Consider the following 15,460-nt stretch of genomic DNA (forward strand, 5'->3'; position numbering starts at 1 on the left):
AGGATTCTTCCTCGTGCCCACACGTCACAATCAACCACTTCCCCTCACGGGGATTGAAACGCATTACATGACGAACACATAGGCTGGAACAAGTCCAGCGTCACAATCAACCACTTCCCCTCACGGGGATTGAAACAACCCTACCTCAGGCTGCTGCCCTTCTGACGTGTGTCACAATCAACCACTTCCCCTCACGGGGATTGAAACAACCAAGGCCATCATTTTAGGAGGAGGGAGCTCCGTCACAATCAACCACTTCCCCTCACGGGGATTGAAACGCATCGTCCCCCACCTCTGCGGTAAAGGCTCGATCGTCACAATCAACCACTTCCCCTCACGGGGATTGAAACGGCGTTGGGCATTAGGCTCAATTCAGTGCTGTTGTGTCACAATCAACCACTTCCCCTCACGGGGATTGAAACAATATGCGGCCTATCTAACACATGGAGATACGGCTCAGTCACAATCAACCACTTCCCCTCACGGGGATTGAAACAAAGAGGGTTAGCTGTTCTGCTCCGTTCCACTAGGTCACAATCAACCACTTCCCCTCACGGGGATTGAAACAGAGATGCCCGAACCGCTATTTCTGATGCTGTCCGGTCACAATCAACCACTTCCCCTCACGGGGATTGAAACAGCAACACACATACCTTCATTGCTTGAAAGAATCTTGTTACAATCAACCACTTCCCCTCACGGGGGTTGAAACTAACCGGCTGGCCCCCGGTACGTGGCGTCCTGCGCGTCACAATCAACCACTTCCCCTCACGGGGATTGAAACAAATCAAGAATGGAGTCTCGGTCTTCGACTTGATCGTCACAATCAACCACTTCCCCTCACGGGGATTGAAACGAGCTGCCCGTATTGCCCGTGTAAGCAATCTCATCGTCACAATCAACCACTTCCCCTCACGGGGATTGAAACGTGTATTGGGTATTAACTCATACTCGATATGCGCAACTCTTCGTCACAATCAACCATTTCCCCTCACGGGGATTGAAACTCTAGTGATTTGCTTTTCTCTTCTAGTCGGGTGTAGTCACAGCCAACCACTTCCCCTCACAGCTACAGTGTACATACAAGTATTGGAACCTAGCGTTCGTGGTTGCCTAACCCCCTCTAACTCCCCCTTGGTAAGGGGGAGAACTAGATTTCCCTCCTTACCAAGGCCACTGTGTATACATAAGTCAAAGAGAATAGCCAAATCCCTTAAGATTCAATAGTTTCAAAATAGTCTGCCTAGGGTTCCCCTTACCAAGGGGAACCGTCAGGGAGGGGTTTGAATAACTGCTGCAAGTGTTCGAAACCCCCTCCGTTGGTTCCCCTTATTCAAGGAACCGTTGCCGTCATAGTCGATGTTAATAATCTTCCAGATGTATATACCGCAGCCTTACCAAGGCGATTAAGGAGAGTAATGCAGAATTCTGAACTCTCTGCCGAGATGTGTGTACACCGTGCCCTAAAGCCCCCTATTCAAAACCCCTTACACCGTCGCATCCTGACCAGTCATTTTCCTAACAATCAGCTGAATACCCAACAAAAACAAACCAACGGCAGTCAAACCAAACACACCAGCACCCAAAGCAACAATACCAGCCACCAGAGTCCGCACCGCCACCGAAATATTCAAAACAATCGTATTATCAGATAGCACCGGCTTAGCAGCAAAAGCCGTAACAATAGCCACCATCATGCGATAACACAGAACACTAAGAGTCCCAGCCAAAAAAGAGCCACTAAAGCAACTCAGAGGCGATGTCGATTTCTTACTACCCTTCGTCACCTTATCGTCACCGCCCGATTGCTTTAACGGTTCAGCCATAGCCTTTACCTAAATCCTATCCCTATTTTACTGCCCCATTGCCCATCGTCCACTACCCCCGCCCAACGCCTTAATCATCCCACGCACCCACACCTACTCACCAGGCAAGAACTGATATAGAATACCAATCCATTCATTCCCCTGTGTTTTTATGCCCCGCCCCCGTAAACGGTTTGGCCAGCACTGGCTACGCGATCCTCAGATTTTAAATCAGATTTTAGCGGCGGCAGAACTATGCGACACCGACCGGGTATTGGAAATTGGCCCTGGCCAGGGCGTACTGACTAAAGGACTAGTGCCCTTTACCCAGTCCGTAGTAGCCGTCGAGGTCGATCGAGATCTAGTGCGTCAGCTACAGCAACAGTTTCAAGCATCGGAACGCTTTCATTTAATTGAGGGAGACTTTTTAGATGTAGACCTAACAGCAGCCCTCGCTGACCACCCAAATTTTCAATCTCCCAACAAAGTCGTTGCCAATATTCCGTACTACATTACGGGACCTATTCTAGAAAAGCTGCTGGGCCAGATTCGTCAGCCCAATCCCCAACCCTACGACTCGATTGTGCTGCTAGTGCAAAAAGAGGTGGCCGACCGCCTGTACGCTGAGCCCGGCACTAAAGCCTTTAACGGTCTATCGGTGCGCATACAGTATTTAGCAGAGTGTGAGCTGATTTGCCCCGTTCCCGCCAAGGCATTTAAACCTGCACCCAAAGTAGACTCCGCCGTTGTTCGCCTGCGACCCCGCACATTTTCAGTGCAAGCCAACAATCCAAAACTATTAGATACCTTAGTGAAGCAGGGCTTTTCTCAAAAACGCAAGATGCTGCGCAACAACCTGAAAAGCCTGGTAGACCGCGAGCAACTTACCAAAATCATGGAAACAATGGCCATTGATCCCCAGGTACGGGCAGAACAACTCAGTCTGGAAAAATGGGTTAACTTAAGCAATCAGATTGGTACCTTAAATCCAGCAGAGCCAACCACCTGATTTAATGGCCACGAGGTGCTAATCTGCTTGTGGCATCAACGTTTTGGGATCTTGCTGGGGTCTATGACAAGTTACACACTGCTGTCGGCTGCCAAGATTAATCTGTATCTAGAAATCATTGGGCATCGGCCTGACGGATTCCATGAAATGGCCATGGTGATGCAAAGTGTGAACTTATGCGATCGCATCACCCTTACCAATCTCCCCGCAGCCATTCGACGGCTACAGTGCGATCATCCTCAGGTACCCACCGATAACTCTAACCTCGCCCTTAAGGCCGTTGATCTACTGACCTATAAATTTCCAGAACTAGCGAATCGCGGTGTAGACATCACCATTGAAAAAAATATCCCAGTCGGCGCAGGATTAGCCGGCGGTTCTAGCAACGCTGCTGCCACGTTAGTGGGCTTAAATCTCTTGTGGAAACTGGGTTTAACCCAGATTGAACTAGAAGAACTCTCCGCCCAGCTAGGCTCAGATATCCCCTTCTGCATTCGCGGCGGCACCGCCATTGCCACCGGTCGCGGCGAAATCCTTGATCCCATTTCTAGCCTGACGGACCTATACGTTGTCCTGGCAAAGTACGAAAGTCTTTCCGTATCTACACCATGGGCCTACAAAACCTATCGAGCAAATTTTAGCGATCGCTATGCCGATATTTCCGACAATGCCACCCTACAAGAACGGCAAAAGCGTGTCCATGCAGGCCCCATGGTTACCGCCATCACCCATAAAGATGGTGCTGCCATCGGCTCACATTTACACAATGACCTGGAGCGTGTGGTCCTCCCAGCCCACGATAAAGTCCAGCAGTTACGGGATTACATGGCCAGTTACGGCGGGCTGGGCACCATGATGTCCGGCTCGGGGCCGACCGTCTTTACCTTGACCTCTACCCAAGACGCTGCCGATGAGATTTTGCATAAAGTACGAGCAGCCCTACCTGATCCAGACTTAAAACTATGGTCCACCTGCTTTACAGCCACAGGCATTCGTTTAGAGTCTGAAACAAAAAATTAATCTCCAGTCAGCAAGCTTTAGGGAAACGAAACATATCGGTAGAAGCCCGACAGTTGATTGATCCCGCTTATATACTGATGGCACCTGGCTCCATAGAGTTTGGAGTGTCAAGCAACTTCCTACGAAGTTAGGACGCAGAGTCATAGCAACTTTGAGGGTAGTCGCACTAATCTAGATATCAGGGTTTTGTTGGCACTTAGTCAGTCCTTAACGTTTCCTATGTTCGTCCCTAGAGCTCACATCCATCAGATGAATCTCGTTTTTCGCTCTATTGACCTTGAAGCCCATGCCGAACTGTGTGTTCATTTTCGGCGTGACGCATTTGCCTGCAGTTTTGCAGATGGTGACCAACGATTTGCCTTAGAAGGTGGCGAACATGCCCAGGATTACCTCAATTGGCTAAGCAAGCGCATCAATGCCTGCCCCGAAAGCTGTGTTCATGTCTTTGATGGGCAGGAAATCATCGGCCAAATTGAGACAGAGCTGCGGGGCCAAGAAAAACTTGGCTATGTGTATTTGTTTTATCTAATTCCCAGCCGCCGCGGACAAGGATTTAGCGACCAGCTCCATGACTATGTGATGCAGCTATTTCAAGAAGTGGGCGTCATTCGTGCCCAGCTATCCGTCAGCCCAACTAACGAAAAAGCCATGAATTTCTACAAACGTCACGGCTGGCAAGACCTGGGGCTTAGACCAGGACACACTGACATTCACCTGATGGAACTTGCCATCGAAGCTGCTTAAACTTCTGTAACAACCCCTGGTCGATCTCAGGTTTGGGCACCCATAAAGCTGGAAAATACTGGGGATTTGATCAGAACCCCCCTCTATAAACAGTCATGCCCCGTTTATGGTCCTTGACCCCGGTGCTTTTGGGGGTGTGGTTAAGCAGCAGCCACACCAGCCATGCCCCAACACCCGCGATATCCCCCCAGCATGTGGATGCCGTGGTAGAACACCTCACCCGTCCTATGGATACCACTGAACAAGCAGAGCGAAACTCTCGCTTTGTCGGTGTCCAAATGACCACCTGCCCGATTCAGGTCACGGGGTCAGCGGATCAGTACGGTATTTACCTATATCAAGAGCAGGCGCTGACGGCACATATAGAAAGTCCTTATAGGCAACGTTTTTTGTACATTACCCTCAGCAAAGATGCCACGCGGGTTGAGTCACACACCTTCAAACCGCCTATTCCAGAGACATGGACCGGTCTTTGCCAGCAGGCCACCCCATCGATTGACACCCATGCCCTGGGGGAGTTGGTCTGTGTGGTGTCCTTACGTCCCTCCACCTTAGGTTACGTGGGCAGCACGCCTGCCGAAGGGTGTCCCGTAAATCTGCGGGGAGCCGTACGCCTGACCAACACCATTGTTTTACATCAAGATGGCATGGATACCTGGGATCGGGGTTTTGATGCTAACGGTGAACAAGTGTGGGGCGCGGAAGTAGAACCCTACCAGTATCGGTGGTTAGATGAATAACTGGTGGCAATGGCCAGTCTTTACGATCCACGGAGCGACCTACGCTATCCGAAATTGTCAGCGTTTTTCAACGGGCACCTGCGCTTTTTATAAAATCATCTTGAAGAATTGAGCAAACGCCGTCCGTATTTTAGACGATGAATATAATAATTCCAGTGCATATGAACACGTAGATTAGCATTACTGATGTGTGCAGGGTGCAGCTTGGCACTCGAATATGCGAGTATGTTAGCCTGCTGTTTGTATTGACACCTGACCTTTCCAAACTCAAATGGGTGCGGTTTTGCAGGCCATCTAACCAGCCACAGGTACTTTCAGCTAACTTAGCCAACTCTATCTCGGGAAAATTTCACCAACTTGGTCCGTTATGACCCTGAGTTTGAGTCTACCTGGGGATGATGTATCGAAAAGGCAACTTTTTGCATGATTAACCTGAAAAGTCGATTGATCTGGCTCACAGAGACGGTGGCAATGGGTACAGGACTGCTTGTGTTACTAGCTTGGGTCTTTGACTGGCTAATCTAAAGGACTTCCATCAACTCAATACAAGGCTTTCATCCCAGGTGATAAACCACCTGGGATCGATTTTTATAACATGCCTGAGTTAAATCAACTCAGATTAGCCATAGCATGTATGCAAAAAATTGATGATTGTTCCTGGGGCAGTTACGATAGCCTTGGCAGTAAGATCCGTACTGCTCTTTTCAGAGCAGTCATCAGTTGCTATGAATCTAGGGAAAATCAAGCTCTCACAGTTGCGCGCTTTGGTTGCGCTCGCAACCACCCAAAACTTTAGTGAAGCAGCCCTAGAGCTAAACCTGAGCCAGTCCACCATCAGTCACAGTATTGCCGCTCTGGAGTCGGAGCTGGGCGTCATTGTGGTCAATCGTGGCCGTCATGGAGCTAGTCTGACGCCCGTTGGCGAAACGATCTGTGCCAAGGCCCAGCAGATGCTACAAAGTCTGGACGACATTGGCCAGCTGGCTTCCCAGGCAAGGGGTGTGGAAGGCGGCCAGGTACGGATTGTGGCCTTTCGCAGCATGGCTAGTAATGTATTGCCGAGTGCGATCGCAAAACTCCACACCACCTATCCCAACATCCAGGTCACCATTACTGAAATGGATGAGCTTAGGGAATTTCAGCAAGCTTTAATTGAAGGAAAAGCTGATATCTCCGTAGCCGAACTGCTGCCGGAGAATGACTTTGAAACCTTGCCAGTGATCAATGATCCCTGCATCGGTCTGGTGCCATCGAGCTATTCCATTGAGTCCCCTCAGCTCACCTGGGATCATCTAAATAAATATCCTTTGATTACCTCAGTCCATGGCAGCTGCACCCATCGCATCAATCGAGTCCTAAAGCAGGTGTTACCTCCCGTTGAGGCAGAGTATCGCGTGCGCACTGACAGCACGATTGTGGGCATGGTCAACCAGGGCTTAGGCATTGGTATTTTGCACAAACTATCAGCCCACCCAATTCCTAAAAATGTGCGGGTCATGCAGCTACCCTTCAAAGTTTTTCGCCCCCTAGGCGTGTCATGGCCTAAAGATGCCCTATTATCGCCAGCGGTTTATGCGTTTTTAGATGTATTTAAAGCCCTTCAGCTAGAAGCTCCAGCCGCCTAAGCCTGGGGTCGCCGTCGACTGAGCGTATTCATCCACATAAACAACCCGGTAATGATTAGGGTGAGTAACCCTACGGCATTCAGAATGGGGTAGATAACTTCCAGGTTAATGGTGCCAAACTTGCCACGATGCAAATCTAGCAGCCATAGAAAATCCTCAGCACGGTTAGCCACAGCAGCAAACTGAAAAGCAGTGCCGGTTGTGAGAGTAATCAGCAATGGCAGCACCATAAACGGCACAAGAGCACGATGGAGCTGACGAATTTGGTAGGCCTTCATGAACGAGTTGCACGATGTAGCTGCTTTCTGAGTGTGATGAGTAACCAGGGGAAAATCAAGATCAAACCCAATAGAACTTCGCCAGGACCAATAGGTAAACTAGTCAGCGAGAACGTTGTGTAGAGGGACTGTGGTGCATCAGCTTCTTCAGATTCTGTAATTGGCTCCCCTGTCATATCCTCGGCATGACTTTCTGAAGCAGAACCACTGGAGCCCACTGACTCTGGCTCAGCGGTGACTGGCTCTGCTGGAGTCGTCTCTTGCGGTTGACCATGGAGCACACCATTATGAGCCATGACTGGCGGCACCCTCTGTAGACCAATCGCTAAGGTACTAACTGTTGTGATTGTGTAACTAGCATGGGCCATTAGCAGTTCGTTTGGTTTTTCCTAGGGTCAACATCGGACTATTCACTTTAGGATAAAGCCTCTAGTCAGATAACGGATCAAGCCCACAACACTCCATATCAAGAACTCTATATTTAACTGTAGGGTTTATGATCGGATTAATTCGTTAGGAACATTGGCCATGGCTGTCCGGTTAAGAATCGGTGAGGTCGCAAAGCAGACAGGTCTTGCTGTCGGTGCACTACGTTATTACGAAAACCTGGGTTTATTGACATCAGATCGTGGTGATAACGGTTATCGCTATTACTCTCCTGATGCTGTGCATCAGGTGCAGTTTATCAAGAAAGCCCAGGCCATTGGTTTCTCCCTAGAAGAGATTGGCGAGGTATTGAATTTGCATGAGAGAGGGGATACCCCTTGTGGCTTAGTGCAATCTCTTTTGCAGGATAAAATTGATCAGTTGGAGACTCAAATTCGACAGATGACAGAGTTTAAAGCTGAGTTGGAAGACTATCGCGATCGCTGGGCATCGACTCGGCCACAACCGGCTCCGGGGGATATTTGTCCCTTGATTGAGACGGTTAGTTTAAGGGGATTGCGCAAAAATAAAGATCCTGGTTGAGACGGTGGATTGGTGGATTGTTTAAGCGTAAACGCCTAAGTTCGTAAAGCTGTTCTGTTTTCTAGAAATAACAGCATTTATCCTATGCAGACAATTTGACAGCATTGAGGCTAACTGCTGCTGCAACAATACACAATAGTTACTAAGATTACTCCCCATCTCGCTAAAATAAGACTAACTCAAACTGTCTGACTCATCACCTATGCCAACTCCTTACTCTCCCCAGGTTGCCGCTAAAGAACCCTTTCTTGGAACCATTAGAGAGCTAGTTAGGGCATATCAAGCCTTTGCCAATTACTCCGAGGGCTTTGTCAGAAAACACAACCTCACCCCATCACAGTTCGACGTCATTGCCACCTTAGGCCATGCCCAAGGCATGAGTATGGGCGCTATCGGTGAAAAAACCCTGATTACAAAAGGGACTCTGACAGGTGTGGTTGATCGCCTGATCAAGAAAGGACTCGTCACCCGTAAGACACCTCCCGAGAACCGGCGTAGTGTTATCGTCCAACTCACTCCTGACGGCAAGGCCCTATTCGACCAGGTATTTCCGGCTCACATTGCCGATATGAAACAGCACTTTGTATCCTTTAATCCATCAGAGCTAGAGCTGTTAAAGGTGTTACTCAATCGGTTACGTCAGACCTTCTAGCTGCCTCTGACGTTTTGCGGATCTATTGCCGCGAGCTATATCAGTTAGAGGGAGACTGGTGCAATATCGAGCATGGGAAACAACTCTACTATGCAGGTCTGCCTGAGCTAAATCCCAGTGGTATTGTTCCCGTTGGACCCAGGATTGATTTTGCGCAGGTCCATGATCGTGACTTGATACGTTAGCGCTAGTGCGATCGCACCTATCTGCCCCGAAAACCTATCTGTCCCGAAAACAGTACACCCTTATGTGAGAAAACACCTAAACGGGGTTACCGGTTCTATCAATTTGTAAATCACGTATCCATCTGCTAAAGGTTTTCAGGGAAAATACATAGGCTGGTCATATTCTAGACTAGCCAGCCTCCTAACCAGTCTCCTGAATTTACGAGTGTCTGAGAAAAATATTCAGACAATAAGCCCATGGGTGATTTGAATAGAACGTCTTGGATTCCAGCAGCTCAGCGGGCTGGAATAGCCATGGGTGCCTTGGTATCTACTGTTGCGATCTTAGGACAAATGCCTCGGGGGCAGGCCCAACTCATACCCGATACCAGTTTAGGTGCGGAAAGCTCGACGGTGATTCCCGGTGTGACCATCAACGGAGCAGTGGCAGACCGCATTGATGGCGGTGCAGAACGTGGCAGCAATCTATTCCATAGCTTCAGCGAGTTTAATATTGATGCGGGGCAGCGGGTATATTTTGCCAATCCCGAGAGTATTGACAACATTCTCAGCCGAGTCACTGGGACCAATACTTCTAATATTGATGGACTGCTGGGGGTTGACGGTCCTGCAAATCTGTTTTTCTTAAATCCCAATGGCATTGTTTTTGGTCCAGGGGCAGAGTTGGATATCCATGGTTCATTCACCGCGAGTACAGCAGCAAGTCTGCCGTTAGCCAATGGAGGAGAGTTTAGGGCAACACCCTTAAATAATGAACTGCTCACCTTTAGCACACCATTGGGGGTACAGTTTAATCATCAACCCCAAGGAGATATTGATAACCAGGGAGATTTAACCGTTGATGCCGGTGAACGCCTTACCCTGTTTGGAGATAACGTACTCAACAGTGGCTCCTTAACAACTCCGAGTGGCACTGTGGAAGTGATCGGCAATCACGTGAGTCTGGCAGATCAGGCCACGATCGGCGTATCTGGACAACAGGGGGGACAGGTACTGTTGTCCGCCGATACTGTTGATTTATCCTCGGGTTTGATTGATATTTCTGGCACGGTCACAGGGGGGGACTTGGCAGTTTATGCCGATAAAAGTCTCACCCTTGGGGTAACTGTAGATGCGGCTGGCGGTGGCCATGCTCTGTTTGACCCGCCTACGTTCACTGTGAATGCTGAAGGAGCCAATACCATTGTATCAACCCTAGCAGGCGGCAATGCGACAATCAGCGCATCTGACACCATCAACATCAACGCTGTTGTTAACAGTAATGACCAAACCAATGCCAATACTCTCACCTTAGATGATGAGAATGGAGACGGTCGCTTAGCCATTAATCTCAATGCACCCATTCTCTTGGGTGCAAACCAAACCCTGACAGGCGATGGTAGCACCGTCAATGTTAATGTCACTAACCCAGGCATTGTGCAAAATGGGATAGATGTTGCAGCAATAGATGGCACCGTTAACCTGGCAGCGGGTAATTACCAGGAAGGGCAACCAGTGACTCTCAATCGGAATGTCACACTATCAGGTGCTGGAGCAGGAATCACCACGTTGAATGGTGCCAATGCCCATAGAGTCCTGCAAGTTAATGGTGGAACGGTTAGGGTCTCTGACCTTACTATTACTAATGGTCGTGTCCAAGCAGGCAGCGGTGGCGGTATTCAAGTTGGCGGCAATGGTAACTTTACCCTGGCCAATAGTACGGTTGCCAATAACACGGCTACCGGTGTCGGTGGGGGGATTTCCCTGGTCGGATCTGCGGATGTTGGTTTTGAAAACAGCACCATTGCCAATAATGCAGCCACAGGCAATGGGGGTGGAGTGGATATCAACTTTGCACCGGGTGGCTTTGAGCTAACTGTTAATAACAGTACTTTTAGTAATAATAGTGCTGGGGGAGGCGGTGGGGGTTTTTCCCTCGGCTCGAACAGTAGCCTTAACCTGAATCAGAGCACCGTCACAGAAAATATCGCTAGTTCAGGCAGCGGCATTTCCAATATTTTTGGGGGTCAGGTAACGGGTCGCAATTCTATTGTCACTGGCAACAACGGTGGTAACATTAACGGCACCTTTACCAATGGCGGTAATAACCTCATTGACGTCAGCGTACGTTTAGCTCCCCTGGGAGATTATGGTGGTCCGACCCAAACCCATGCCTTGCTACCCGGTAGCGTAGCCATTGATAGCGGCAGTGGGACGGGCACTGATCAGCGTGGTATTGCCGTTGTTAATAATACCCGCGACATTGGTGCCTTCGAATCTCGGGGATTTACCATTACCGCTAATACTGCAAGCACCCCACAGACCACCAATATTGATCGGGTATTTGCAAATCCTCTAACTGTAACCGTAACCAGTGCTTTTGGTGAGCCCGTTGAAAATGGCATTGTTGTATTTACAGCACCTGAAACTGGAGCTACGGCCACCCTTAGCAACCCTACGGCTATCCTGAACAACGTTGGACAAGCGAGTGTCACGGCCTCAGCAAATGCAATTACAGGAAATTATGCGGTTACTAGCAATATTCTGGATACTAGCGATGTGGCTACGTTTAATTTAAAGAATTCATTGTTCAACAATATAACCGTAGATATTTTGGCTGACGAGAATGATAACAACTTTACGGTTGGCGATGTTTCTTTAAGAGAAGCGATTACGATTATCGAAGATGGCGGGACAATTGAATTCACATCTACCTTAAGTAATGGGACAATCACCCTCGGTTCTGGGCAGTTAACCCTGGATCGTAATCTGACCATTGATGGAGCAGGTGCTCCTAACCTTGAGGTTAGTGGCAACAATGAGAGTCGGGTATTTGACATCCAGGGCAGCGGCAATACAGCCACGATTCAAAATCTTAGAATAACCAATGGCAATGCTGATCTAGGCGGAGGACTTCGGGTTGGCCGTGGTAATCGGTTGGTTTTGGGTAACAGTCGTGTGGAGAATAATGCAGCCACAACAGCGGGGGCTGGCATTTATAGTGAAGGGACACTACAGATTTCTGGAAGTACAATTACAGATACACTTACTCTCAATGCTGGCGCAAACGACATCATCCTTGATGGCCCTAATAATCAATTTGGCACCCTAGAACTCACGGGTAATAACGTCACCATTCAAGAAAGTTCAGATACGGATCTGGGTCCGTCGACTGTCAGCGGGACTCTAGAGGTGACTTCAAGTGGTTCGATTACGGATAGTGGGGATATTGCGATCGCAAACACCACCACCCTAATTGCCAACAACAATATTATCCTTGACAGTGAGAACAATCGATTTGGCCTGCTCAACCTCACAGGCAATAACGTTCTTATTCAAGAAAATGGTACGGCCAGCTTAGGAGAAACCAATGTTCCAGGGGATCTCACCATGATCGCCAGGGATATTAACATCGGCCCTGGATTCTCTGTAAATGGCAACTTATCACTACAGCCTTACCAGAGAGAGCAAGCAATTACGATTGGGTCAAATGCCCCCCCTGGTCTATTCACTATTGATCCAACCGAAATTGAGCAGATCAATACCACTGCCCCCAACACCATCACCATTGGCAGGTCATCCGGTGAGGGCATCCTCAATGTGGCAGTGAATGGTACCGATCCGTTTGATTCCCCGTTAACATTACAGTCTCCTGAGGGGACTGTCGCAATTACATCAGGTGCTCAGCCCCTATCGCTCAGCGATGTAGTGGTTGAGGCCCGTAATATCTCATTAACGGCAATCGGCAATATTAGTTTAGCGAACATTCAGCTGCTGGGTAGCCCTCCAGCAGGCAGTATCATCAATATCGATACTGGGTTAAGCCAGACCCAGATCAGATCGCTCATTTTAGAAGGCTCAGGGGGGATTAATGCCCCCCTGGGATTTGTCAACATTTTCACCGATATTATTGATGCGACCGGAGCCAATAACCAGGATATTGTTACGGGAGCCGTCACCATTACCTCAACGTTTGCTCAAACGCTAGACAACATTTTTGTGCGAGACTCACTCACCGCTGAAAACGACATTATTTCTACCGGCTTTGCCCAAGATCCGTCTGGATTTAACCCTGCGGAAGGCATTAATGAGCTTCCGCTTAATTTCTCCGATGCGTCTGATCAAATTGCAGCAGACTGTCGTGCTAATGCTAGTAGTACAGACCAAAGTGAGTTTGTGGTTACAGGTCGAGGAGGTCTTCCGACTAGCCCTAGCGATCCACTGTCTGCACATCTCGATACTGTTCCCTGGGTCACTTCACCAGAAACAGATCTCCCATCATCAACCATCTCCACCGCTCCCATGGAGTCATCCTCACCCACACCTCTACGCGAAGCTCAAGGCTGGATCACCCAAGCCAATGGTCAGATTTTCTTCGTCACCACTCCATCTACAGAATCATCACCTTACGCATCTGGTACACCGACTGCCAGCCTCTGCGCAGCAGACATTGATTCATAGAACCCTTGTTTGCTTAGATCTTCCCTATATTCTCCATATTCTCTGAACAATATCTGAACAATATATGTGCCATGCTCATTTATCAAACACGTACCCTCGGCACAAATAGAACGTTTGTAGTACACAAAGATTTAAACAGTTTTCGACTAGCCTTCATTGCCCTCGCCATAGTGCCATGCATAGGTACCCCTGCTTGGGGCCAAATATCGCCTACTAACGAACGACTCTCAAACCCCAGCTTACTTACCCAAAATCCATCACCCACCAATCCACCCACCCTGCGAGATCAAGATGTCATCCCTCGCGACACCGAACCATTTCGTGACCTAGAGCCTGCTGCCCCACTGCCGCTACCAGGGGAGCTATTGCCCAGAATTGACACATCTCCACCAGATGACACGTTCTCGGGTAGTACTGAAACACTTTGTGTCAAAGGTTTTCAGGTAAGAGACAGCACCGTTTTTGAAAAGGATGAGCTAAATGATGCCATTGAAGCAGCCTTTGCAGAAGATGCAACCATTCCAGCAATCGACGCATCGGTTGATTGCCAGGGCGGACGACAGCTCACCTTTTCTCAGATATTACTCGCCCGCTCAGCTGTGACTCAGTTGTATTTGGATAATGACTACGCCACTTCTGGAGCCATCATTCCGGCAGATACTCCGTTTATCAATGGCATTGTCACCATTCAAGCCGTTGAAGGCCGGTTAGAAGATATTCGAGTTACTGGTAATGAACGTCTTCAATCAGCCTACATTAGTAGCCGGTTGGGCATCGCCGCCCGCCCGCCCCTAAACGTAGCCAACCTATTGGCAGGTCTACAGTTATTACAGCTCAACCCACTGATTGAAACCATTCGCGCCGATCTACAGGCCGGGACAACCCCCGGCACCAATTTGCTCGTGGTGGAAGTCGCCGAAACCGATAGCTCCTCGTTCACGGTCAACTTCAATAATAATCGCTCCCCGAGTGTGGGCAGCTTTCGGAGAGGAATCAGCTTTCAAGAAACCAATCTGCTAGGGTTAGGCGATGCCCTTGCTCTGGGCTATTCCAATACGGATGGCAGCAACGAATTAAATGGTAGCTATAGCCTGCCCATCAGCCCTTACAACACCACCCTCACCGCCGCCGCAACGACATCCTTTAATGAGGTAGTCGAATCTCCATTTGAAGTGCTGGAGATTAGCTCAGAGTCGAGTAACTATAGCCTCGCCCTGCGGCATCCCATTATTGAAACCCCTGAGCACCAATTTGACTTGGAGTTGAGCCTATGGCGGCAGTTTAGCCAGACTGAGCTAGGCATTGATGATATTGGCCCATTTCCCTTATCAGACGGTGCCGATGATGAGGGGCGTACGGTAACCTCGGCCCTACGGTTTGCCCAAACCTGGACCCAGCGGAACACCAAGCAGGTGGTTTCGTTGCGATCGCAATTTAACCTTGGTCTCGGTAACTTTCTCGATGGCACCCTCAATAGCGATCCAGAGCTTCCCGACAATTCTTTTTTCTCCTGGCAAGGCCAAGGCCAATGGGTACGACGTCTGGGGGAGAATTCCCTTGTTTTATTGCGGGGGAGTGTTCAGCTCACCGATGATAATCTGCTGTCATCAGAAGAGTTTGGCTTAGGAGGACAGGCGACCGTACGCGGCTATCGTCAAGAAGAACTGTTAACGGATCGAGGCGTCCAAGCCTCTGCCGAAGCCCGATTTCCCATTCTACGCATCGCCAAAGTAGAGGGTGTCTTACAAATCACTCCATTTGTGGATTTTGGCCATGGCTGGAATGTAGATGGAGAAAATCCCGACCCCAATACCCTGGTGGGTATCGGCACAGGCTTTCTCTGGCAACAGCCTAACGTGAGCGCCCGTTTAGACTGGGGCATTCCTTTAATCTCAGTTTCAGATGGTAATGATAGTTTGCAAGAAAGCGGTGTTTATTTTTCCATTAGCTACTCTTTTTTATAGAGGCTCTTAGAGCGTGTTCCTCAGACCTG

12 protein-coding genes and 1 CRISPR repeat array (1 of these 13 only partly in view) are annotated in these 15,460 nt (G+C 49.1%); of the genes, 9 read left to right on the top strand and 3 right to left on the bottom strand.

The window, feature by feature from the left end; all coding sequences use genetic code 11:
• Positions 1–1,007: direct repeats of the CRISPR family, unit length 37 nt; unit sequence GTCACAATCAACCACTTCCCCTCACGGGGATTGAAAC (it extends 1,365 nt beyond the left edge of the window).
• A gap of 480 nt (positions 1,008–1,487) precedes the next feature.
• Entirely contained in the window at positions 1,488–1,826 is a 339-nt protein-coding gene (locus U2F10_RS27065; RefSeq protein ID WP_250565108.1) for a DUF3082 domain-containing protein, read from the bottom strand.
• A 151-nt stretch (positions 1,827–1,977) separates the two neighbouring features.
• On the opposite strand from U2F10_RS27065, the gene rsmA reads away from it, so the two are divergent.
• The 5 genes from rsmA to U2F10_RS27090 all read left to right on the top strand — a co-directional run bounded on the left by rsmA (position 1,978) and on the right by U2F10_RS27090 (position 6,943).
• Positions 1,978–2,814 carry a 16S rRNA (adenine(1518)-N(6)/adenine(1519)-N(6))-dimethyltransferase RsmA gene (gene rsmA / locus U2F10_RS27070; RefSeq protein ID WP_499873809.1) on the top strand — a complete coding sequence of 279 codons (837 nt, stop codon included), beginning with the start codon at positions 1,978–1,980 and terminating at the stop codon, positions 2,812–2,814.
• Positions 2,815–2,877: 63 nt separating this feature from the next.
• Positions 2,878–3,834: a 4-(cytidine 5'-diphospho)-2-C-methyl-D-erythritol kinase gene (gene ispE, locus U2F10_RS27075; RefSeq protein ID WP_250565107.1), complete on the top strand. Its 957-nt coding sequence runs from the start codon at positions 2,878–2,880 to the stop codon at positions 3,832–3,834.
• 249 nt (positions 3,835–4,083) lie between these two features.
• Positions 4,084–4,578 (top strand): GNAT family N-acetyltransferase, encoded by a 495-nt coding sequence (locus U2F10_RS27080; protein WP_163668477.1) that lies wholly within the window; start codon positions 4,084–4,086, stop codon positions 4,576–4,578.
• Positions 4,579–4,673: 95 nt separating this feature from the next.
• A complete protein-coding gene (locus U2F10_RS27085; protein WP_163668475.1) occupies positions 4,674–5,318 on the top strand; it encodes a chromophore lyase CpcT/CpeT in 645 nt (214 codons plus the stop codon).
• 725 nt (positions 5,319–6,043) lie between these two features.
• The gene (locus U2F10_RS27090; protein WP_250565106.1) at positions 6,044–6,943 is read left to right on the top strand and encodes a LysR family transcriptional regulator; all 900 of its coding nucleotides are present in this window, start codon (positions 6,044–6,046) and stop codon (positions 6,941–6,943) included.
• Here U2F10_RS27090 and U2F10_RS27095 read toward each other — a convergent pair.
• Positions 6,940–7,221, bottom strand: coding sequence for a PepSY domain-containing protein (locus U2F10_RS27095; RefSeq protein WP_163668471.1), 282 nt, complete (start codon positions 7,219–7,221; stop codon positions 6,940–6,942). The two genes, U2F10_RS27090 and U2F10_RS27095, sit on opposite strands and share 4 nt — an antisense overlap.
• Positions 7,218–7,589 (bottom strand): hypothetical protein, encoded by a 372-nt coding sequence (locus U2F10_RS27100; RefSeq protein WP_163668469.1) that lies wholly within the window; start codon positions 7,587–7,589, stop codon positions 7,218–7,220. Before U2F10_RS27100 ends, U2F10_RS27095 begins: the two co-directional genes overlap by 4 nt.
• Before the next feature lie 160 nt (positions 7,590–7,749).
• Between U2F10_RS27100 and U2F10_RS27105 the strand changes: the two genes are divergently transcribed.
• The 4 genes from U2F10_RS27105 (at position 7,750) to U2F10_RS27120 (ending at position 15,431) form a co-directional block, all read left to right on the top strand.
• Positions 7,750–8,190 (top strand): heavy metal-responsive transcriptional regulator, encoded by a 441-nt coding sequence (locus tag U2F10_RS27105; RefSeq protein WP_163668467.1) that lies wholly within the window; start codon positions 7,750–7,752, stop codon positions 8,188–8,190.
• Positions 8,191–8,392: 202 nt separating this feature from the next.
• Positions 8,393–8,842, top strand: a complete 450-nt coding sequence (locus tag U2F10_RS27110; protein ID WP_163668465.1) for a MarR family winged helix-turn-helix transcriptional regulator — start codon at positions 8,393–8,395, stop codon at positions 8,840–8,842.
• A 422-nt stretch (positions 8,843–9,264) separates the two neighbouring features.
• Positions 9,265–13,467, top strand: coding sequence for a two-partner secretion domain-containing protein (locus U2F10_RS27115; RefSeq protein WP_499873810.1), 4,203 nt, complete (start codon positions 9,265–9,267; stop codon positions 13,465–13,467).
• Between the two features lie 71 nt (positions 13,468–13,538).
• Positions 13,539–15,431, top strand: a complete 1,893-nt coding sequence (locus U2F10_RS27120; RefSeq protein ID WP_499873811.1) for a ShlB/FhaC/HecB family hemolysin secretion/activation protein — start codon at positions 13,539–13,541, stop codon at positions 15,429–15,431.
• Positions 15,432–15,460: the final 29 nt, after the last annotated feature.

The organism is Leptothoe sp. EHU-05/26/07-4, from assembly GCF_043421015.1.
Classification (GTDB): domain Bacteria; phylum Cyanobacteriota; class Cyanobacteriia; order Phormidesmidales; family Phormidesmidaceae; genus Leptothoe; species Leptothoe turfae.

What these genes read in the sequence shown, in the direction of transcription:
- U2F10_RS27065 (WP_250565108.1), bottom strand. Translation starts at nt 1,826, where the DNA reads ATGGCTGAACCGTTAAAGCAATCGGGCGGTGACGATAAGGTGACGAAG.
- rsmA (WP_499873809.1), top strand. Translation starts at nt 1,978, where the DNA reads ATGCCCCGCCCCCGTAAACGGTTTGGCCAGCACTGGCTACGCGATCCT.
- ispE (WP_250565107.1), top strand. Translation starts at nt 2,878, where the DNA reads ATGACAAGTTACACACTGCTGTCGGCTGCCAAGATTAATCTGTATCTA.
- U2F10_RS27080 (WP_163668477.1), top strand. Translation starts at nt 4,084, where the DNA reads ATGAATCTCGTTTTTCGCTCTATTGACCTTGAAGCCCATGCCGAACTG.
- U2F10_RS27085 (WP_163668475.1), top strand. Translation starts at nt 4,674, where the DNA reads ATGCCCCGTTTATGGTCCTTGACCCCGGTGCTTTTGGGGGTGTGGTTA.
- U2F10_RS27090 (WP_250565106.1), top strand. Translation starts at nt 6,044, where the DNA reads ATGAATCTAGGGAAAATCAAGCTCTCACAGTTGCGCGCTTTGGTTGCG.
- U2F10_RS27095 (WP_163668471.1), bottom strand. Translation starts at nt 7,221, where the DNA reads ATGAAGGCCTACCAAATTCGTCAGCTCCATCGTGCTCTTGTGCCGTTT.
- U2F10_RS27100 (WP_163668469.1), bottom strand. Translation starts at nt 7,589, where the DNA reads ATGGCCCATGCTAGTTACACAATCACAACAGTTAGTACCTTAGCGATT.
- U2F10_RS27105 (WP_163668467.1), top strand. Translation starts at nt 7,750, where the DNA reads ATGGCTGTCCGGTTAAGAATCGGTGAGGTCGCAAAGCAGACAGGTCTT.
- U2F10_RS27110 (WP_163668465.1), top strand. Translation starts at nt 8,393, where the DNA reads ATGCCAACTCCTTACTCTCCCCAGGTTGCCGCTAAAGAACCCTTTCTT.
- U2F10_RS27115 (WP_499873810.1), top strand. Translation starts at nt 9,265, where the DNA reads ATGGGTGATTTGAATAGAACGTCTTGGATTCCAGCAGCTCAGCGGGCT.
- U2F10_RS27120 (WP_499873811.1), top strand. Translation starts at nt 13,539, where the DNA reads ATGCTCATTTATCAAACACGTACCCTCGGCACAAATAGAACGTTTGTA.